Origin of the sequence: Bifidobacterium canis (genome assembly GCF_009727065.1) — a bacterium.
GTDB lineage: Bacteria > Actinomycetota > Actinomycetes > Actinomycetales > Bifidobacteriaceae > Bifidobacterium > Bifidobacterium canis.
Window position 1 is genome coordinate 204,205 of sequence record NZ_WNLP01000001.1, and the last position, 20,771, is coordinate 224,975.

The 20,771-nt window shown below is 56.0% G+C and carries 15 protein-coding genes and 1 pseudogene; 12 read left to right on the forward strand and 4 right to left on the reverse strand.

Annotated elements, in window-relative coordinates:
* Nucleotides 1–89: 89 nt before the first annotated feature.
* The 5 genes from GSD1FS_RS00895 (at nt 90) to uxaC (ending at nt 6,072) form a co-directional block, all read left to right on the forward strand.
* A complete protein-coding gene (locus GSD1FS_RS00895; RefSeq protein ID WP_155587977.1) occupies nt 90–1,610 on the forward strand; it encodes a tagaturonate reductase in 1,521 nt (506 codons plus the stop codon).
* Between the two features lie 144 nt (nt 1,611–1,754).
* A complete protein-coding gene (locus GSD1FS_RS00900) occupies nt 1,755–2,711 on the forward strand; it encodes a sugar kinase (RefSeq protein ID WP_155587978.1) in 957 nt (318 codons plus the stop codon).
* 79 nt (nt 2,712–2,790) lie between these two features.
* Nucleotides 2,791–3,459, forward strand: coding sequence for a bifunctional 4-hydroxy-2-oxoglutarate aldolase/2-dehydro-3-deoxy-phosphogluconate aldolase (gene eda / locus GSD1FS_RS00905; RefSeq protein ID WP_155587979.1), 669 nt, complete (start codon nt 2,791–2,793; stop codon nt 3,457–3,459).
* 114 nt (nt 3,460–3,573) lie between these two features.
* Nucleotides 3,574–4,587 carry a LacI family DNA-binding transcriptional regulator gene (locus GSD1FS_RS00910; protein ID WP_155587980.1) on the forward strand — a complete coding sequence of 338 codons (1,014 nt, stop codon included), beginning with the start codon at nt 3,574–3,576 and terminating at the stop codon, nt 4,585–4,587.
* Between the two features lie 78 nt (nt 4,588–4,665).
* Entirely contained in the window at nt 4,666–6,072 is a 1,407-nt protein-coding gene (uxaC, locus tag GSD1FS_RS00915; RefSeq protein WP_343030150.1) for a glucuronate isomerase, read from the forward strand.
* A 94-nt stretch (nt 6,073–6,166) separates the two neighbouring features.
* On the opposite strand, the gene GSD1FS_RS00920 is transcribed toward uxaC, so the two are convergent.
* From GSD1FS_RS00920 to GSD1FS_RS09570, 3 genes are all read right to left on the reverse strand, one after another.
* Nucleotides 6,167–6,637, reverse strand: coding sequence for a LacI family DNA-binding transcriptional regulator (locus tag GSD1FS_RS00920; RefSeq protein WP_343030168.1), 471 nt, complete (start codon nt 6,635–6,637; stop codon nt 6,167–6,169).
* A 157-nt stretch (nt 6,638–6,794) separates the two neighbouring features.
* Nucleotides 6,795–7,181 (reverse strand): LacI family DNA-binding transcriptional regulator, encoded by a 387-nt coding sequence (locus GSD1FS_RS00925; protein ID WP_155587983.1) that lies wholly within the window; start codon nt 7,179–7,181, stop codon nt 6,795–6,797.
* Between the two features lie 253 nt (nt 7,182–7,434).
* A complete protein-coding gene (locus GSD1FS_RS09570) occupies nt 7,435–7,599 on the reverse strand; it encodes a hypothetical protein (RefSeq protein WP_246165675.1) in 165 nt (54 codons plus the stop codon).
* On the opposite strand from GSD1FS_RS09570, the gene GSD1FS_RS00930 reads away from it, so the two are divergent.
* From GSD1FS_RS00930 to GSD1FS_RS00960, 7 genes and pseudogenes are all read left to right on the forward strand, one after another.
* Entirely contained in the window at nt 7,598–8,863 is a 1,266-nt protein-coding gene (locus tag GSD1FS_RS00930) for an ABC transporter substrate-binding protein (RefSeq protein ID WP_246165676.1), read from the forward strand. The two genes, GSD1FS_RS09570 and GSD1FS_RS00930, sit on opposite strands and share 2 nt — an antisense overlap.
* A 184-nt stretch (nt 8,864–9,047) precedes the next feature.
* Nucleotides 9,048–10,001, forward strand: a complete 954-nt coding sequence (locus GSD1FS_RS00935; protein ID WP_155587985.1) for a carbohydrate ABC transporter permease — start codon at nt 9,048–9,050, stop codon at nt 9,999–10,001.
* A pseudogene (locus GSD1FS_RS00940) lies at nt 10,001–10,986 on the forward strand (carbohydrate ABC transporter permease). The gene GSD1FS_RS00935 and the pseudogene GSD1FS_RS00940 overlap by 1 nt, the downstream one beginning before the upstream one ends.
* Nucleotides 10,987–10,995: 9 nt before the next feature.
* The gene (locus tag GSD1FS_RS00945) at nt 10,996–12,696 is read left to right on the forward strand and encodes a glycoside hydrolase family 43 protein (protein WP_155587987.1); all 1,701 of its coding nucleotides are present in this window, start codon (nt 10,996–10,998) and stop codon (nt 12,694–12,696) included.
* A 185-nt stretch (nt 12,697–12,881) separates the two neighbouring features.
* A complete protein-coding gene (locus GSD1FS_RS00950; RefSeq protein ID WP_155587988.1) occupies nt 12,882–14,423 on the forward strand; it encodes a glycosyl hydrolase family 28 protein in 1,542 nt (513 codons plus the stop codon).
* An 18-nt stretch (nt 14,424–14,441) separates the two neighbouring features.
* Nucleotides 14,442–17,540 (forward strand): pectinesterase family protein, encoded by a 3,099-nt coding sequence (locus GSD1FS_RS00955; RefSeq protein WP_155587989.1) that lies wholly within the window; start codon nt 14,442–14,444, stop codon nt 17,538–17,540.
* Nucleotides 17,541–17,732: 192 nt separating this feature from the next.
* Nucleotides 17,733–19,379 (forward strand): UxaA family hydrolase, encoded by a 1,647-nt coding sequence (locus tag GSD1FS_RS00960; protein WP_196424989.1) that lies wholly within the window; start codon nt 17,733–17,735, stop codon nt 19,377–19,379.
* Nucleotides 19,380–19,552: 173 nt separating this feature from the next.
* Here the strand turns inward: GSD1FS_RS00960 and GSD1FS_RS00965 are convergent, their stop codons facing one another.
* On the reverse strand, nt 19,553–20,704 hold the full coding sequence (locus GSD1FS_RS00965; RefSeq protein ID WP_155587990.1) for a glycosyltransferase family 4 protein: 1,152 nt from the start codon (nt 20,702–20,704) through the stop codon (nt 19,553–19,555).
* Nucleotides 20,705–20,771 lie beyond the last annotated feature (67 nt).

The window sequence follows — 20,771 nt, forward strand, 5'->3', positions numbered from 1 at the left end:
TTCTTTTGCCGCATTCCACAGCCATATTCTTGCGTGCAGATGCACATGAAAGATGCACATAGATGTGTATGGACAAGGAGTGGCATTCTATGGAACAGGCAACATTAACACGCACGTTTGCGCTTCAACAGGGTCTCATATCTCCTGACGCACAGCAGCGCCCGATCAAAGTCGTGCAATTCGGTGAAGGCAACTTCCTGCGCGCATTCGTCGATTGGATTATTCAACAGCTCAACGATGCGAATCTGTTCAACGGCAATGTTGCAATAGTGCAGCCGTTGCCAGTTGGTCGAGTACGTCAGTTGGAGGAACAGGATCGCCTATACACGGTGATCCTTGAAGGACTGCGCAACGGATTGCCGTTGAAAACACACGAGGTCATCGACTCGATAGGCCAGACAGTCGACGTGTATGCGGATTGGCAGGAGTTCCTGAACCTCGCCGACAATCCAGATCTGCAGATCATCGTTTCAAACACGACCGAAGCGGGCATCGCCACATCCGAAGAGGACTCTCCACAGGCAACTCCTCCTAAGAGCTATCCGGCCAAGCTCGTGCGCCTGCTCAAGCGCAGGTATGACGACGGCCTCAACGGACTGCTCATCGTACCGTGCGAACTGATCGAGAACAACGGGGAAGCACTCAAAGCGGCATTGCTGGAAACAGCGCGCAAATTCGGGTACGAGCAAGAGTTCCTTGACTGGATTGAACACAACAACACGTTTGTCTCCACACTTGTTGACAGAATCGTGCCAGGTTTTCCACGCGATGATGCGAATCGCATTTGGAACGAACTCGGCTATCGCGATGACAACATGGTGAAAGCCGAACCATTCGCCCTGTGGGTGGTAGGCGGCAGCAAGGAAGCACAGCGCAAAGTCAACGAACTTCTGCCAGCCAAATCGCTCGGCATCGATCTGGTCACCACCGATGATGTCACACCATACCGCGAGCGCAAAGTGTTCCTGCTCAACGCTCCGCATACGACGATGGCGCTGATCGCTCGTCTCATGGGACTGGAAACCGTCGGCCAAGTGATGGCCGATGACCGCATGAAGTCGTTCATCGTCAATGAAATGCGCGAAGAGATTATGCCAGTGCTTTCACTGCCGCAATCGGAACTCGATTCGTTTGCCCATGCGGTAATAGAGCGCTTCAGCAACCCATACAACCGTCATGCATTGGATTCGATCGCATTGAATTCCGTGGCTAAATTCAAAGCGCGTTTGCTGCCGATTCTTGAACGCAATGTGAATCAGGGCAGGGCCGTGCCGCGCCGTATAGCGCTCGCCTTGGCAGCATTGCTGGTCACATATGGCCATTTGACCGATGCGCAGATCGCCATCAGCGACGATCCTGCAGTGCTCGAACGTTTCTCCAATATGGAACCGAGCGGTGATTGCGTGCGTCGGGTGCTTGCCGATACCGAGATCTGGGGACGCGACCTCACGGCGATAGATGGTCTCGCGGATCTGGTGGAACAAGATGTGACCGCGTTGTCTAATGGCAACGTGGATGGCTGCGTAGCTCCCGCTTGCGTGACGCAGCCGGAAACTCATGGCAACATTTTGCCGCATCTCATTGTGAGGATTTTACGATCAAAGCATTGAACATCAAATGAACATCGTTGCACTTCATCGTGGTGACATAGCGGTCTTGACGATGAAGTGCAGCATGAAAAGAGAACTGCGATGAACGAACCAGTTTCTCGCATCTCCATCGCATCGGGAACAACATTGCTCGCAGGAGAGCCAATGGCATTGTTCACAGCGTGCGACACGGGAGATCTGAGCGAGGTGTGTCGATGGGAGGAGTCTGTGGCCGGCGCTGAACTCAACGTCGCGATAGGCCTTAACAGACTCGGCCACGACGCACGGTACCTATGCAAGGTGGGGCGTGACCCATTCGGGTTCCGCGTGCTTGACGTGATGCGTACCGAACATCTCGATACGAGTATGGTCACATTGGATCATAGTCACCACACGGGTTTCATGATGAAATCGAAAGTGACGCACGGAGACCCGCTGACATTCTACATGCGCGCCAACTCGGCGGCCTCGACCCTGAGCAGTGCCGATGTGAGCCAAGCTGATTGGAACGGCGTAACACTCATGCACCTGACAGGCATCCTGCCAGCGCTGAGCGAAACGACGAAAGACGCGAGTCAAACGCTCATCGACGAGGCGCGCGAACGTGGCGTTTTCGTGAGCTTCGACCCCAATCTGCGCCCAGCATTGTGGCCGTCACGTGACCAAATGCGCACGACGCTACTGCACTTGGCAGCACAGGCTGACTTGGTGTTTCCCGGCATCGCGGAAGGCCGTGAGCTATTCGGAGCGGACACCGAAGAAGACGTGGCAGAAGCATTTCTCGACAATGGCGCGAAAACGGTCATCGTCAAAAACGGTGCACAAGGAGCTCTCATCGCAAACCGCAATTGGATGAAGCATATCGCAGGATTCCACGTTGACAGCGTGGTCGACACCGTTGGCGCCGGAGACGGATTCGCCGCCGGCGTGCTTTCAGCACTGCTCGAAGGACGAGATCTGTCGGAGGCGGTGAAACGAGGTTGCGCGATCGGCGCAGTGCAAACGCAATTCGTGTCAGACAACGCTGGCCTGCCAAATCCTGCCGAGTTGAAACGTTTCATGTCAACGCACGAACGCACTGGAATCGCTCATCATCTGAGTCGGAGCAGCCAACCGGCATAGACGCAAACCAATGACCCACAGCGGATTCGCAGCGGAATCCGCAATACCGAAGAACCTGAACAACACAAGGAGAATATCCATGCAAGTTGCACAGCAAACGAAGCAAGAACAACAAGAGCAAATCGATTACATCACGCAATTGGGTGTCGTGCCGTTGATAACGTTGCATTCTACGCAGGAGGCGATCCCGCTGGCAGAGGCGCTCGCCGAAGGCGGGTTGCCTATTGCTGAAGTGACGTTCCGCTCCCCATATGCGCTTGAAGGCATGAAACTCATCAAAGAATACGTGTCGAAAGTGACATTGCTCGCCGGAACGGTACTTTCGATCGATCAGGCGAAGGCGGCCTTGGATGCCGGTTGCGCTGGGCTCGTGACACCGAGTTTCAACCCTGAGCTTGTGGACTGGGCGATCGACAATGACGTGCTCATCGTGCCGGGAACGGCCACACCGTCTGATGTCGAACAGGCGTATGATCGCGGTTTGCGCCATGTCAAATTCTTCCCGGCCGAAGCATATGGCGGTGTCGCCACGCTCAAGTCGCTGCATGGTCCGTTCGCCGATATGAAATTCCTGCCGACAGGAGGTATTTCATTGACGAATGCACCGCTGTATCTTGCGCTCAACAATGTGTTCGCGATCGGTGGGTCATTCCCTGTTCCCGCGAGTGCGCAGCAGGATGGCGACTGGGATGTCATCGTACGCAACTGCAGCAAAGCAAGGGAGTTGGTGCAAGCGATCCGCGGGTAACAGCAGCGTTGTGTTTTCTTTCCAGTCATGTGTGTTTGCGAACGGCCGGTCTTAGAACCGGTCGTTCGCATATTCGACGAGTCATTGAAATCCGTGTGAGACGAGGGAGCGGATATGCGAAGTGAAGATGAAGCCAAACATGTGACCATTCGCGATGTCGCGAAAGCTGCCGGAGTTTCTCCATCCACGGTTTCCCGAGCCTTCTCAAAGCCGGATCGCGTTTCAGCACGCACATCGAAACTCATCTTCGATACCGCCCAACGGCTCGGATACCACGAGGAACCTGTGCAAAACGTGCCATTACGTGGCAAAAGACGCATGATCGCCATTATCGTTCCCGACATCGCCAACCAGTTCATGTCGGATGCGATCAGAGCCGTACAGCGGGAAGCGGAGAATCGAGACATCGCCCTTGTCGTCGCCGAGTCACGTGAAAGCGCCGTGCTTGAACGTGCTGCGTTCGACCGCATCGCTCCCGATGTGGACGGCGTCATCCTCACATCATCGCGCATGCCCGACGCCATGATCCGCAAATGCGCGCAAACGCGTCCGGTGGTGGTGGTCAACCGTTCTGTGCTCGGTGTGCGCAATGTGACACTTGATCTCGAAGGCGGTGTCGCACAGCTGGTCGAGCATATCGCACGCCAGGACTACACCGAGGTGACGTATCTCGATGGGCCGATATCTTCCTGGTCCGCCGCAACCAGGTGGAACGCAGTTTCGAGAGCCCTTCATGCTCGTGGTATACGGGCACAACGATTCTGGCCTGGTTCGCCGACGTTTGCAGGAGGATTCGCGATGTGCGACAGATATCTTGCGAATCCCACAGGCATGGTGATTGCGCACAACGACCTGATGGCGATCGGTTTCATTGCCGCGATGAGGCGTAGGGGATTCGATTGCCCGAAAGATTTCGGCGTCATTGGATTCGATGATGACGCTGTGGGGCGCATCTATGAGCCGACACTCACCAGTGTGCGCATCTCCTCTTCGGAACTGGGCGCAAGAGCCGCACGCATGCTGTTTGCCAGCATCGACGGCACGGAAAGCTCCGACGATCTCGCACATGTGTCGACATCACTGATCATTCGCGAATCAAGCAGACGACCGGCACACAGTGGCCGATGACAATCGTTGGCAACAAATCACGGTGCCGTGACCGAATCCATCTACGGTGGCAGTCACGAAGACACTAAGGAGTGCATCGTGAATTACTTGGATAACGATTTTCTGCTGACCACTGATACGGCGAAGACGCTGTATCACGATCACGCAGAGCATATGCCGGTCGTCGACTATCACTGCCATCTGCATCCTGAGGAAATCTATGAAGACACCAATTTCCCCGACATCGTTTCTGCCTGGCTCACCGACGGCAACAACTATGGTGACCACTACAAATGGCGTCTTGAACGTGCCAACGGTGTTCCCGAACAGTTGATCACCGGTGACGCCGATCCATGGAGCAAATTCCTCGCCTATGCCCAAACGATGGAAAAGGCCATCGGTTCACCTGTGTTTCTGTGGACGCACTTGGAACTCCGGCGCTATTTCGGCATCGACGAGACATTGAATTCGCATACTGCGCGCGAAATCTACGACGAATGCAACAGGCAACTGCAAGAGCCTGAATTCAGCCGTCGCGCATTATTGCGGCGCATGCATGTCGACACGATCTGCACAACAGACGATCCAGTCGATGATCTTCACTTCCACGAATTGTTCGCCAACGAAGACGACTCGTTCCAGATGCTTCCGGCCATGCGTCCCGATAAAGCGCTGAACCCTGATGCAGAAGGATTCTCTTCATGGATCGAACAGCTGGAGGGAGTCAGCGGCATCACGATCCACAAGTTCTCCGATCTGATGGATGCGATGGAAAACCGCGTGGAGTTCTTCCACGCGCACGGATCACGTTTGTCTGACCACGCGGCCGATCTGCTCACCTTCGCGAAGGCGACGCCGAACGAGCTCGACCACATTCTCAGCAAGGCACGCCTGCATGATGAGCTGGATTCAACCGAGATCTCACAATACCGCACCGCATTATTGCTCGGTTTGATGCGCTGCTATGCGCAGCGCGGTTGGACGATGCAATTGCATATTCAGGCATTGCGCAACGTCAACACGACATTGTTCGACGAACATGGTGCCGATACGGGCGGCGACGCGCTGAACGATCTGCCGATCGCACAGCCGCTGGCACAGCTGCTGGATGCCGCGCAGACCACAGGGGACCTGCCTCGCATGCTCGTCTATTCGCTGAACCCGAACGACTACATGTCGATCGCAACGGTCATCGGCTCCTTCCAAGGCGGCATGCGCCAGCGCATGTCTCTTGGCAACGCCTGGTGGTTCAACGACACGCGTAGGGGGATTCGTACGCAACTCGAAGTGCAGGCGGAGACGTCACTGCTTGGAAACGCCGTCGGCATGACCACTGATTCACGTTCATTCCTGAGCTTCACCCGACACGAGTTCTTCCGTAGGATTCTGTGCGAACTGCTCGGCGAATGGGCGCAACGGGGCGAAATCCCCGCTGATGAGGATGCACTCGGCACGCTCGTCGAAAATGTTTCGTACAACAACGCCAAGGCTTTGTTTGAGCACTGACATCTTCATATCTCTTTGACCATATCTTCGCGGAGAGGGGCTGTGGCGCGCGGATTATCCGCGCGCCACAGCCCCTCTCCGTTTTCCAAGTCGCCTACAATGTGGCAGGAGCCGCTGTACTCTCTCGCAACACCAACGACGTGGGCATGATCAAGCGCTCGTCAACCGATTTACCGGCACGATAATCCTGAATCATATGCACTGCGGCGGCGGCCATCTGAGAGGTGGGTTGGGCGATCGTCGTCAATGGGGGAGTGAGCAGTTGAGACGTCGGGATGTCATCGTAACCGATCACTGAAAGATCTTGGGGAATGCGCAGATTGAGCACGTGTGCCGCACGATAGACACCGAATGCGAGGAAGTCGCTTTGTGCGAATATTGCGGTGGGGCGGTCATCTTGCTCGAGCAGATCCATCGCCAGTGTATAGCCGCTGTCTTGTGTGAACTCGCCGCGGCGAATGTATTTTTCCTGCACGGGGATACCCGCCTCGGTTAGCGCGTTGCGGTACCCATCAAGACGCGCATTCGCACACATCACCGACGTCGGCCCTGTTATCGTGGCGATCGCCGATGACCAAGCTCAATAAGATGACGCGTGGCGAACACACCGCCAGACCAATTATCGGTCTGTACCGACATGATTCCTGGTCCGGAAGCAGGCGTTCCCCATGGGTCGAGATAGACGCAGGGGATCTGACGGGAAGCCAGACGCTTGGCAAGCGTTATCGTAGGTTTCGAAAAACGACGATAACTCCTAGAGGCCGTCTGGCAGCCACTTCCTCGAGCCATTCACCGCACAGCTCCTCCGTTGAATTTGCTTGTGAGACAACGATGCGTGCGTGCGACGGTTTCAAAGCTTCAGTTGCGCCACGAAGCAGGTCGATGGTCCAGCTGCTGTCGAGATGATGGAATGCCATGTCGATGAACTCAGATGGATGGTTGCTTTGCTTGGAATGGAAGTACCCCAGTTGCTCGATCGCCTGTTCCACCTTTTCGCGAGTATCGCTTGAAATATCTGTTTTCCCGTTTACCACTTTCGAAACGGTTGCCACTGAAACCTGTGCTGCATTGGCGACATCGGAAAGCGTCGTTCTATGATCCTGTGCCATACAAACCCCCTATGCGATGCTCAAACGATAGCACATGTTTAAGAGAGATTTACGTAAATTTTCGAATTGTTAAGTAAAGTGTCGGAATGTTCATAAATGTGAATTGGCTTATTCATTGAGGTTACACCAGTTTTCCGTTGCGAAATATAGGGTTATGCGTGATCTTGGTCACATTTTTGAAGAGTTTGCGTCAATCGGCGTGTCGATTTTGTATTCCTACAATGAAAAGTGAGCGATAAAACTTATCGCATAATCAATGAAGATTATCGAAAGGTTGCATCATGAAGTTCTCATCTGTAGGACGTTGTATTGCAGCAGGAATCTCAGCCATCGCCATGCTGGCCAGCGTGGCAGCGTGCGGAGGAAGCAATTCGTCGAGCGGAAACAGCACGACATCGAAATCGGCGGGAATCACCATGACCGATGTCAACAATGCGCTGACATCCGACAAAGACATCACATTGAACTATTGGACCTGGCGCACTGATATCGAACAGCCGCTGATCGATTCGTTCCAAAAGGCATACCCGCATATCAAGGTGAACGTCACCTCGACGGGTGCGGCAGCTGACCACTACACCAAGTTCCAGAACGTCATCAAGGCCGGCAAAGACATCCCTGACGTTGTTCAGCTCGAATACGACTACCTGCCGCAGTTCGCAGTGACCGGAGCGCTGCTCAACTTCTCCGATCCGACGATCGAGAAAGACATGGGTTCGCTCTACAACACCGCGGCATGGCAGAGCAGCCACGTGGCCGAAGGCCTTTACGGCACGCCATTCGACCAAGGTCCTGAAATCATGTTCGTGCGCCACGACGTGCTCGACAAATACAACATCAAGGTGCCGACCACGTGGGATGAGTTCGAACAGGCCGGCATCGCATTGCACAAGGCGGATCCGAACAAATACATGAGCTTCATCGATACGACCGACGTGCGCTACATGATGCAGATCGTGCGTGATTCCGGCGCAATTCCTTGGAAGGTCAATGGCGTTGAGAACGTGCAGCTCGACATGACCAGCGACAAGGTGAAGCAAGCCGTCAACTTCATCCAGAAGCTCATCGACGAAGATGTGCTCGAACCGGTTGCGAACAAGTCCGATGAATACAACAGAGGCTTCGCTGAAGGACGCTGGGGTGTGCAGTTCGATGGTTGTTGGAAGGGCACGTCGTTCTCGAAGCAACAACCACAGCTCGCCGGCGGCAAGTTGGAACCATACCTGACCCCATCGTGGGGTGACGGTTCCGGCCAGCATCTGGTGGGTGAGATCGGTGGTTCGATGATCGCCGTCACTTCCGCCACTGCCAAGGAGAAGCAGGCAGCCGCCATCGCATTCGCCAACTATCTGTGCTCGAACAAGGATTCCGTGAAGACGATCGAAGACGCAGGCTCCGTATTCCTCGCCGCGAAGAGCTTCCAGGATGATCCAACGCAGGCCGATGTGGTCGACAAGTACTTCGGCATGAAGGCCAACAAGGTCTATTTCGAAGCGGCATCGTTGCTGTCGAAGGGCTGGAGCGTGCTTCCATTCAACTCGCAGTATGCCACCAAGTACAAGGACATCATCGTTCCGGCCATGAAGAAGGGCGGAGACCTCAACGCCGCATTCGCCCAATGGCAGACCAGCCTCGAAACATATGCAAAGGATCAGGGCTTCAAGGTGAGCATCGGTTCGTGACGATGAGCCTCTGAACGCCTTGTGAGGAACACTCCCGATTCGGGTGCGGTCAGATGAACCGCACCCGGCTTTCGGGAAGACGCGTGCAGAACGCGCCAACATAACGTGCGTCGGCGGAAGAAGTCTTGCTCCCTTTTATCTCCTTCCTTCTTCCACCGGCGCTTTCATTTGAAAGGAGCGCGTAATGAGCAACGTGGCTGTTACTGCGCAGAAGAGGCCTGGGCCGTCAACGAAGACCGGTTCCAGCCATGCGAAACCGACGGTTCGCAAGGAACGAATGCAGCATATAGGTATGTTGTGGTGCTTGCCGTACGTCATCGTGTTCTTGGGTGGCACCATCATTCCAATGTGCTACGCCTTTTACTTGGGCTTGTATAAACAGCAGATGATCGGAGGCGAGCAATTCGCCGGATTCGCGAACTATGCGAAGGCGTTGACGGATCCGCTGCTATGGAACGGCTTCCGCAGGGTGCTCATCTATGGTCTCATTCAGGTGCCATTGATGACCGTGCTCTCGCTGATGGCCGCACTGATGCTCGATTCGCAGCGCATCAGGCATGTCGCCATACCGCGCATCCTGTTGTTCCTGCCGTACGCAGTGCCGAACGTGATCGCTGCATTGATGTGGAGCTACATCTACGGCACCGATTACGGCTTGGTGGGGCAGTTCTGCCACGCATTCGGGTGGAACCCGCCGAATATGATGAGCGCCCAACTGATGGTGCTCGGCTTCGTGAACATCTCGACATGGGTGTCGATGGGCTACAACACGCTGATTTACTATTCATCGCTGCGCGCGTTGCCTGAAGATCTATATGAGTCCGCACGTGTGGACGGCGCTAGCGAATTCCGCATCGCATGGAGCGTGAAGTTGCCGCAGATCCGTTCTTCCGTGGTCATGACACTGCTGTTCAACATCATCTATGCACTGCAGCTGTTCAATACGCCGAGCATGATGCAGACGATCGCCCCTGAGGTGGTCACCAGTTACTACACCCCGAATCTGTATACCTATAGCCTTGCCTTCTCCGGGCAAGACCTGAACTACGCCGCTGCAGTATCTATGGTGGTCGGCCTGTTCACGATGATCATCGTCTCCGCGGTGAAGATCGTCGGCAATAAGTGGGAGGAGAAGTGATGACAACGGCAACACGTTCCGCGTCACTGAAGAAACGCGATAAAAACTAGCCATACGAGATCACGAGCTGCGCGAACGCAAACGTCGGAAGCGGGAAAATAATTCGAGTGGAGGCATGGCCGCCAAGCTGACCCCGACCCAAAGCGTGCTCAACGTACTGCTGCACGTGGTCATGGCTCTCATGGTGCTGTATTGCCTGATTCCGCTGGTCTGGCTGTTCTTCTCGTCCACAAAGACGAACGAAGACCTGTATACGTCGAACGGCATGTGGTTCGGTAAGCATTTCGCGCTTTGGCAGAACATCGTCGACACATTCCAATTCAACGGCGGCGTGTATCCCCGTTGGCTGCTCAACACGATCGTCTACGCAGTGGTCGCCGGCCTTGGCGCCACGCTTTTCGCCACATTCGCGGGCTATGCGATCGCCACGATGCGATTCCATGGGCGCAAGGCGCTCATCTGGGTCACGCTGCTGTTCATGTCGATTCCGTCAACAGTCATTACAGTCCCGCTGTTCCTGCTCTATTCGAAACTCGGTATGACCGGCACTCCGTGGGCGGTTATCCTGCCGCAGTTGAGCAATCCGTTCGGTCTGTATCTGATGATCATCTATGCACAAACATCGATACCGATCTCGCTCGTCGAGGCGGCGCGCATTGATGGTGCCAACACATGGACGATCTTCTGGAAGATCGCATTCCCGCTGCTCAGCCCAGGATTCGTCACCACACTGCTGTTCGCATTGGTGAGTGTATGGAACAACTACTTCCTGCCATTGATCATGCTCAACGACGTGCATGATTACCCGCTGACCGTCGGCTTGAACGTGTGGATGAAGATGGCGGGCGACGCGAGCTTCCACGTCGTACCGAACAACCTCATCCTGACGGGCTCGTTGCTCGCCATCATCCCGCTGATCATCGCCTTCCTCTTCCTGCAGAAGTACTGGCAGTCCGGTCTGGCATCCGGCGCCGTCAAGGAATGAGCGAATAAAATGACAGACAACACAGCATTGCTTCTCAACTCCGATCAACGTGTGACACGTCGGGGTGAGAAGGTGAACGTGACGGTGACGAATCCGATCCTACCGGGATTCCACCCCGATCCAAGTGCGGTGAAGGTTGGCAACGACTACTACATCGCAACCTCCACCTTCGAATGGTGGCCGGGCGTGGAAATCTACCATTCCACCGATCTGGTGCAATGGGAATGGGTGTGCAATCCGATCAGTAGAACCAGCCAAGCAGACTTGGCCGGCAACTACAATTCCGGATCGATCTGGGCACCACACTTGAGCTATGCACGCGGTCGTTTCTGGCTGGCATACACCGATGTGAAATCGGCCACGAAGTTCAAAGACACATTGAACTATGTCATCAGCGCACCAAGCATCACCGGTCCATGGAGCGAACCCACATTCGTCACGGCATCGGGATTCGACCCATCGCTGTTCCATGACGACGACGGCACCAGCTGGTTCATCAACATGCTCTTCGATTGGCGTGGTGAAGATCGTGACCGCTTCGTTGGCACGGTGATTCAGCAAATCGATCTGAACACGATGACGCTTGTTGGAAAACGCGCGCATATTTTCAAAGGAACATCGCTCGGCGTGTGCGAAGGACCCCAGATCATCAAAAAAGACGGCTGGTATTACCTGATTTGCGCCGCGGGCGGCACCGAATACAACCATGCGGCGACAGTGAGCAGATCACGCAGCCTATATGGTCCGTGGGAGGAATCACCACACACACCATTGATGAGCACTCGTGATGACCCTGCATGGCCATTGCAGAAAACAGGCCATTGCTCGTTCATCAACAACGGTGATGACTGGTATGCGACATTCCTGTGCGGTAGGCCACTCACACCTCGCGGCGCGTGCGTACTGGGCAGGGAAACTGCCATCACGCGTATACGCTGGGATGCCGAAGGCTGGCCAATGCTCGAGAACGGCACGACGCACCCTGATCTGCGTACAACGATTCCAGTTGACGTGCCCACAGGCGGGCAGCCACCTAAGCAACGTACCGACTGGTCGCAATACGTGGCGTTCTCCGAAAACACCCCATTGCCGAGCACCTTCAAAACACTGCGCATGCCATTGCGCGAGAACGTCGACTATTCCCTCTCCGCACGCCCAGGGTGGCTCAGACTCTATGGCGGCCAAAGCCTGTCCTCCCTTCACCGACAGACGCTGTTCGCCAGGCGCTGGCAGTCCACACGTTTCGACGTCGAAACATTGCTGGACTTCCAACCCGACAATTTCCAACAAAGCGCAGGGCTCGTGCTGTTCTACGACACGCAGCACTGGATGTATGAATTTGTCACTGCCGATGATGAACAGGGCACCAAACGCTATGTGCAAGTGCTCGTCAACGACAACGACGAATTCCATTTCGCCTGTGACCCTATGCCACTGCCGGAAGGATCAGACGTCCGTCTACGCGCTCGAGTGCGGGATGAAGCGATTGCCTTCGATGTCGAAGTGATCGCCGACGGAGACGTGCCGGAGGATCGTTGGACGACCTTGGTGCAAGATCTCGATTCCACAATATTGAGCGATGAACACATCAGCCAGTGGCGAGGACGCACCGTGTTCACCGGTGCGATGGCGGGCATATGCGCGCAGGACTTCGACGCACACGGTTCGCATGCGGACTTCGAGTCGTTCAACTACCACGAACTTCATTGATACACGATGAGTTTTGTGCACAGACCGTCGAAGACGACGGCCGGAAAGGAGGCTGCCGAAGTTTCCGCGAGAGGCATCGCGGATGAATGATCGGCGCTCAATAGGCGCGGTGCCCGGTTCGAAATCGCTTTTGGGCCGGGCACATCTGTAAATGGCAATAATGTCGATCAACATAAGGAAAGCAGATGAAGAAAGGTTTTAGTGTAGCGGTCGCCACCGCGGCATGCGTAGGCATGCTGGCCACATGCGCGTTGACGATCCCGGCGGCACAGGCGGACGATACCACTGTGCAAACGCCGACGGGACTGGCAATGGCGCCGGCCTCGAACACCGATACGTCAGTGGTTCTGACATGGAACAAGCCAGCGAATTACTCCAACGTGGCTCGTTACGACGTCTACGCTGGTGATCAGTATGTGGGTTCCACAGACATGACGTATTTCAAGGTCACGGGTCTGAAACCGTCGACCCAATATGAGTTCACCGTTCGGGCGGTGGATGCATCCGGCAATGTCAAATCGTATCCGTCCGACGCCATTGAAGTGCGCACCATGCAGACTCCGAAGAAATACAACGTGCGTGACTACGGTGCGACGGGCAATGGCACAACGAAAGACACCGAGGCGATCCAGAAGGCCATAGACGCCTGCAAGGAAAAGAACTGCGAGGTATATCTGCCGGCAGGAACCTACCTCAGCGGCGCATTGAACCTGCACGACGACATGACGTTCTACGTCGATTCAGGGGCACAGCTCAAACCGAGCACCGACCTCGCAGACTATCCGTTCACCGATGCACGCCACGACATCGAAGACATCTACGGACGCAACCCAGCGTATTCGAGTCTTCTCAACGTGGGAACGATGGACCATTCGAAAGGGGCCACAACCCACAACATCAAGATCATGGGCGCAGGCACCATCGGCGACGAAGCCAACGGTCTGGCATTGCGCAAAGCATATGATGATTTCACGCACAATGGCAACGGCGGTGATCTGCCGATCCCATCAGACGTGTATCAAAGCGGACAGCATGTTGGTGGCGGTAGCCTCATCAGCCTCAAGAACTGCGGCAACGTCTACATGGACGGCGTGCACATCCGCAACGGCATGATGTGGACGATCGTACCGGTGTATAGCCAAGACATCACCGCATACAATCTCGATCTGGTCACCTCCGTGCACAACGGCGACGGCTTCGACCTGAACTCCAGCAGCAACGTCTGGGTGCTCGGCACCACGTTCTCCACCGGAGATGATTGCAGCGCCATCAAATCCGGCAAAGATGCGGAAGGACGCAGCATTGCACGCCCCAGCGAGAATCTGTATTATCGCGGAGATGTGTTCCACTCTGGGCACGGCGGCGTGACGATCGGCAGCGAGATGTCGGGAGGCGTGCGCAACGTCTTCGTCGAAGATTCAACGATCGTGCCGGTGGACCTTGGCTCTAGCGCCGTCAATCAAGGCATTCGCGTCAAGGTGAGTCCGAAGCGCGGCGGTTACGTCAAGAACATTCAAGTGCGCGATAGCGTCATCAATAAAATCGGCGTGATCACGAACTACGACAGGACCCCAGCAAGTCAGCTCGATGACACGCCTCTGCCAGATATCGAGAACTTCCACTTCTCGAACATCACGGCGCCAAACTGGAACAACAACAACGGCAAGGGCAACGTGATCGACATTTCGGGTTCCGACTTCGGTGAAGGCCGAGTGAAATACCTGTAGAACTTCACCTTCGACAATGTGAAGTTCTACAACGCAAGCGTCAATGCGGCCCAAAACATCGCCTTCAACAACTCGCAGCTGTTCAACGGCATGAGTTTGAGCAAGACGGTGAACGTGACGGTAGACGGCAAGCAATACAAAGATGCGTCGTTCCCGTTCTCCGATACGTTCGACAACGAGGCGGTCGGAACTTCGCCATCCACCTGGAAGACGGAACAGAGCGAAACCGGTGGCGGAATGGCCGTGACCTCCGATGGTACGGATTCGTTCCTGCGCCTGACCGACAACGGCATGGGCTATGAACGCATCTACCGCCCCTTCAGCTCACAAAACGGAACCGTGGACTTCTCATTCCGCTTCCGCAGCCCGGATCCATCACGTCTGCATAACACCGATATGGCGTTCAAGTCATCCGACAACCGCACCGCTACGAAGTACTCGTTCAGGAACTCCAACGGCAAAGCCCAGCTGGTGCTCCGTGACGCGAAGAACCGCGACACTGTGATCATCGATGACGTCAAGGCGAACACCTGGTACAACACAGGCCTCATTCTCGACATCCACAATGCGAAGATCAGCGCCTACGATCCCTCGACCGGAACCAACGTCGAAGGTGCGCAGAATCTGGCGTTCTCCGATAAGAAAGCCACGAACATCGCATCGTTCCGCGTAAACCTGCCGAACAACAACACCGATCAGGTGGTGCTCGATCTCGACAACGTGGCGGCAAGCGCGAAGGCAGATGCCTCGCAGCCGAAGATCTCCGCAATCGAAGTGTCTAGTGACGGCGACAGGCATGCCATCGGCACCAAGGGCGGCACGATGCAATTGCATGCCAACGTTGTGACCAACGATCCCAATGCCGACACCGGTGTAACCTGGGCGGTCACCAAGCCTGACTTCAGTGGAACCAAGGCTGCGACGATTGACCAGAACGGTCTGCTGAACGCCAAGGAAAACGGCACCGTCGTCGTGTCGGCAACCGCTAAGGACGGTTCCGGGACGATGGGAACATGGACCGTCGTGATCACCGGGCAGGAGGAACGCACCGGATTCGAACCGGTGGAGATCCTGACTGCCGTCGGAGTGGTGCCGACGATGCCGGCATACATCTACCAGCGCAACAGCGATGGCACGGTGGTGCCAGTTGCTGCAACGTGGCAGAAGATCGACGCCGCCAACGTAGCCAAAGAAGGCAGCTTCCAAGTCAAAGGCACTGCCGCGAACACCGAAGTGAGTGCAACGGTCACCGTCAGCCCAGTCTCGATCAGTTCGATCCCGACACAGGTTATCAAAACGACGCCTGGCGTCATGCCGAAGTTACCGATCGCCGTCACGGCAAAGCTCAATGACGGTAGCAGCAAATTGTTGCCGGTGACGTGGGACGGCATCGATCAGACGGCGCTCGCCAACCAGAACCTCGATGGCATCGAAGTGCTTGGCACAGTGAGCGGCACCGATCTCAAGGCCAAAGCTCGCGTGCTCGTGCTTCCGCAGATCGTCGAAGGCGTGACGCCGATCGTCGTCGCCCAAGACGGCACGGGTGATTTCCGTACGATCACCGAAGCCATCAATTCGATTCCAAGCAACAATGCACAACGCCGTGTGATCTTCGTCAAGGCCGGTCAATACCGCGAGAAGATTCGCGTCGATCGTCCATACGTCACGATCGCAGGCCAAAGCGCCGACAGCACGTCGATCGTCTGGAACGATGGGCCGAGCACACTCGGTGCCGACGGCAAGCCACTTGGCACCTACGGCGACTACACGATGCAGGTGACGGGCAATGACTTCTCGGCACGCGACATCACGATCGAGACGACGGCAGGATCGTCTGTGGGCCAGGCAGTGGCATTGGATGTCTACGCTGACAGGGCTCGCTTCGACCGCTGCAACATTCGCGGCTACCAAGACACATTGCTGCTGCGCAACAACACCGACACCTCGCAAACCGACAACGTGCCTAACCAGACCACGTTGCGTTCCAACCGTTCGTACTTCAAGGACTGCACGATCAGCGGCTCCGTGGACTACATTTTCGGTGCGGGCATCGGCGTATTCGATAACTGCAACATCCATTCGATGCTCAACGGCTACGTCACGGCAGCCAGCACCCCGCAGAACCAGAAGTATGGGCTGGTGTTCCGCAACAGCACGCTCAGCTCGGAACACACATACAGCGGCAAGCTCAAGACATATCTGGGCAGGCCATGGCGCCCATATTCGAGCGTGGCATATTTGAACACCACGATGGAGAACCACATTCTTCCTGAAGGGTGGAACGACTGGGGCAAGGAGTCGAACCAGCAAACCGCAAGGTATTCCGAATACAAGAGCACCGGCGACGGCGCCGGGGCAGACAAACGTGTGCCTTGGGCCAAGCAGCTCACCGATGACGAGGCCGCGCAATACACGTTGCCGAACATCTTCGGACTTGATGGTGGCATCAACGTGGACGGTGCCTGGGATCCTGATGTGCTCGCTGCGCCAACCCCGGCTCCCGCTACGCCGATCACAATCGACGCGACGGCTCAGACGAAGCAAGGCGTGACATTGACGGGTTCGCTCGCTCCATACGCACAAGCTTCAGATGACGGTGCTCTGACGTTCGCTGCTACGGCGAAGCCCGAGCATGGCACACTCACATTGAATGCCGATGGCAGCTATGCCTACGTGCCGGAGCCTGGATTCCATGGTGATGATTCATTCGGATTCAAGGCCTCGAACAACGGTGCAGAATCCAACGAATCGCATATGCGCATCACTGTCACTCCAGTCGAAAGCAAACCCGACGACAACAAGGGCGGCAATACCGGAGGCAGCACTGGTGGCAACGCCGGTGATCACGACCACGGCAACCAAAGCAATGCCGGCAACACCGGAACCACCAGCCAGCCATCACAGAACACTGGGGCATCTTCCAATGCAAACAATCAGCCGCAGTCCAAGAACTCCGTTCCGAAGAACACGGCAACCGCGGAGGACCATGCCAACGTTGGTGTGGTGGCGCATACCGGATCGTCGATCGCATTGATCGTCGCGGCAGCCGTGACCTTACTGGTTGCCGGAGGTGTGTTGCTGACTCGCGGTCGGCACATGCACTCCACTAGAAAGTGAGGACACAGGCAGGCGCTGATTCCGGTAGTGACATGTGACAGGTGAGACCGGAATACAGCCGATGGGTGTGGGGAGGTCTCTTGGCCAAGAGACCTCCCCACACCCATCGTGCTTTTCATAGAGCTATAGCAATGGTGCAATGCTTGGCAACAGATAGCCGTTGTACGTTGCACAACGCATACCGTAGGAGCCATGAGTGCAGAACTATTCACGCCAAACGATCGCGATTCCTGTGCGTCCATTCGTGCAGCAGCATCGCTGGGGAACCCGGTGCAGGGCGAATTCATTCACACCTGTGGCGACATGGGTGGCAGGAAGCATGACTATCTGGCCGATCTTCCTGAACAGAGTGGGCAAGACACGATCGTGCTTGCTCCCGGAGACATGGTGTGCGTCGCAGCGCACCCGATACACCGAGGAGACACCGTGCGCGTCGGAGATGAGACGCTCACCGTGCTCGACGATGTGCCGCGCGGACACAAGATCGCCCTCACCGACATTCCAGAAGGCGCCAACGTGCGCAAATACGGTTTCGAAATCGGCCACGCAACCCGCCCAATCAAACGTGGCGAATGGGTGCATACGCACAATCTGGCCACGAATCTGGGCGACAACCTGAGCTACGAATACCATCCGACATCCAACACCGTCAAACCGGGCAAGCCCACAACCACGTTCCAAGGCTACAGGCGTGCCAACGGGAAGGTCGGCATCCGAAACGATCTCTACATTGTGCCCACGGTCGGCTGCATCGATGGCTTGGTGGAGACGATGGCACGCATGTTCACGTCGAAACACAACGGCAATGGCAGCTTCGACTCGGTGATAGTGGCGAGGCATCCATACGGATGCTCTCAACTGGGCGGAGATCTTCTGTGGACGCAGGAATGCTTGCGCGGCATAGTCGAACATCCCAATGCGGGCGGCGTGCTCATTGTGGGACTTGGTTGCGAGAACAATCAGATGTCGTTGTTCACCGCAGGATTGAACAACATCGATCCGAACCGTATTCGCACGATGATCTGCCAAGAAGAAGACGATGAACTCGACCGCGCTGCGCAACTGCTCGAAGAGCTCAACGAGCAGGCGAAATTCGACGAACGCGAGCCCATTCCAATGAACGAGCTCACCGTCGGGGTTGAATGCGGTGGATCGGATGGCATGAGCGGTATCACAGCAAACCCGATGGTCGGCAGATTCGCGGAATGGCTGGTGTCACAAGGCGGTTCAGTGGTGCTGTCGGAAGTTCCGGAAATGTTCGGCGCCGAAACGGTGCTGATGAGCCAAGCCCGCGACGAACACGTGTTCCACGACATCGTCGACTTGATCAACAATTTCAAAGGCTTCTTCCGCAAATACGGCGAGAAGATCTCCGAGAATCCGTCTCCGGGCAACAAGGCCGGAGGCATCACCACCCTTGAAGACAAATCGCTCGGGTGCATTCGCAAAGGAGGTCGCTGTGAGGTCGAAGATGTCATCCCATATGGGAAACGCGTGAAGGAACACGGCCTTTCATTGATGCAGACACCTGGCAACGACATGGTGTCGACGACGGCGAAAGGATCCGCCGGATGCAATCTCATTCTGTTCACCACAGGCCGTGGCACACCGTTCGGCTGCTTCGTGCCAACGCTGAAAATCGCCACAAACACGCCATTGGCGATGAAAAAGAAGCGCTGGATCGACTTCAACGCGGGAAGACTGCTCGATGAGCCAATGGATCAGGTTGACGCTGAATTCAGGCAGCTGGTCATGGAGGTGATCAACGGACGGCAGACCTGCAATGAGCGCAACGCCATGCAGGAGACGGTCATCTTCAAAGATGGACCTACTGAATAATACCGTGTACGCGCACGACTCGGCACCGCATGTGCGCGAAGAGTCATGTGTAGCGCAGGCAGATCAGTAATCTGAGTGTGAGAATAATTAATAACGTATAACAGCTGATAAGCGGCGGTGGCTGCCGAAATTACTCTATTTCGGCAGCCACCGCCGCTTATCTATGCTCACAGTCAGTGCTGCCTGTCGGCAATAGCCTGCTCATACACCTGTTCAACCTGATCGGCAACGGTTTTCACGTTGTACCTGTCGAGCAGCTTCAGCTCGCGATCATGCACGCGGCGTGCCCAATCATCGTCACTCAACGCTCTGGCGATGCGTTCGGCGAGAGCGCGCGGATAACCGTCGCCGCTCACGGGGAAAAGCACATCCTCGTCACCCAGCATCGTGGAACGATAACCCGGATTGTCACCGGCCAATGTGACGCCGGCATTCGACGCGATCGCTTCGAGCAGCACGATGCCGAACGATTCGCCACCGGTCGCGGGGAACACGGCGACATCGGCGCTCGCCAAAAGCGACGGCTTGTCTTCTTCGCTCACGAAGCCGAGAAATTCCACTGGTGTTGCCAGCGAACGTGCGCGTTGCTCACACTCTTCAAGAAGAGGTCCTTTGCCCGCGAAACTCACGTGGAAGCCGTCGGGGAACAGGCCGTGCTGCTCTCCGTATTCGATCGCGTCGAGCAGCAGCGACGCCCCCTTGCGAGGAACGAAACGCCCTAGGAACACCACATGATTGCCGCGGCGGAAGCGAGCAGCAGCGTCTATGCCCGCAGCAGTTCGTTGGAATTGCTCGACATCGACGGGGTTGGGAATCACGACGCCGCGAACATGCGCCGTCGCCTGCGCGTATTGCGCGGCGACCTGCGAAACGGCGATCACACGGTCCACGCGGCGGTGTGTCGGCGCGTTGATCATGCCGAGCAGACGGCCACCCACCCGCGAAGCCCAATCGGCGGAGGCGATGTGATATGTGGCGACCACACCTGTTCGCGGGTGCGCGTTGTGCAGTACTTTGCCTCCCATGAACGGACTATAGGGAGCTTGAATGTGCAGAATATCGAAATTCTCGGCGTCGAGCAGCTCGCGAATGCGCGCACTGTTCGCAGGCAATGGAACGCGCATGCGGTTGCCGTTGAATTTGACCATCACGTTCTTCGACATCGAATGCGTGTTGGGAACGGGGGAGTCGTGCGTCTCGCCGACCAGATAATGCACGTCGTGCCCACGCCGGCTCAACTCCGAGCCGAGGGTGACGATGTGCTGCTGCACGCCATCGAGCACATCCAGTGTGTCGTCGAATACGAAGCCGATTTTCAAAGCCATGACTACACAGTCTAATCGGCGTGGCGATCAACCAATTTTTTCTTTACCGAAGAATAGAATTCATTCA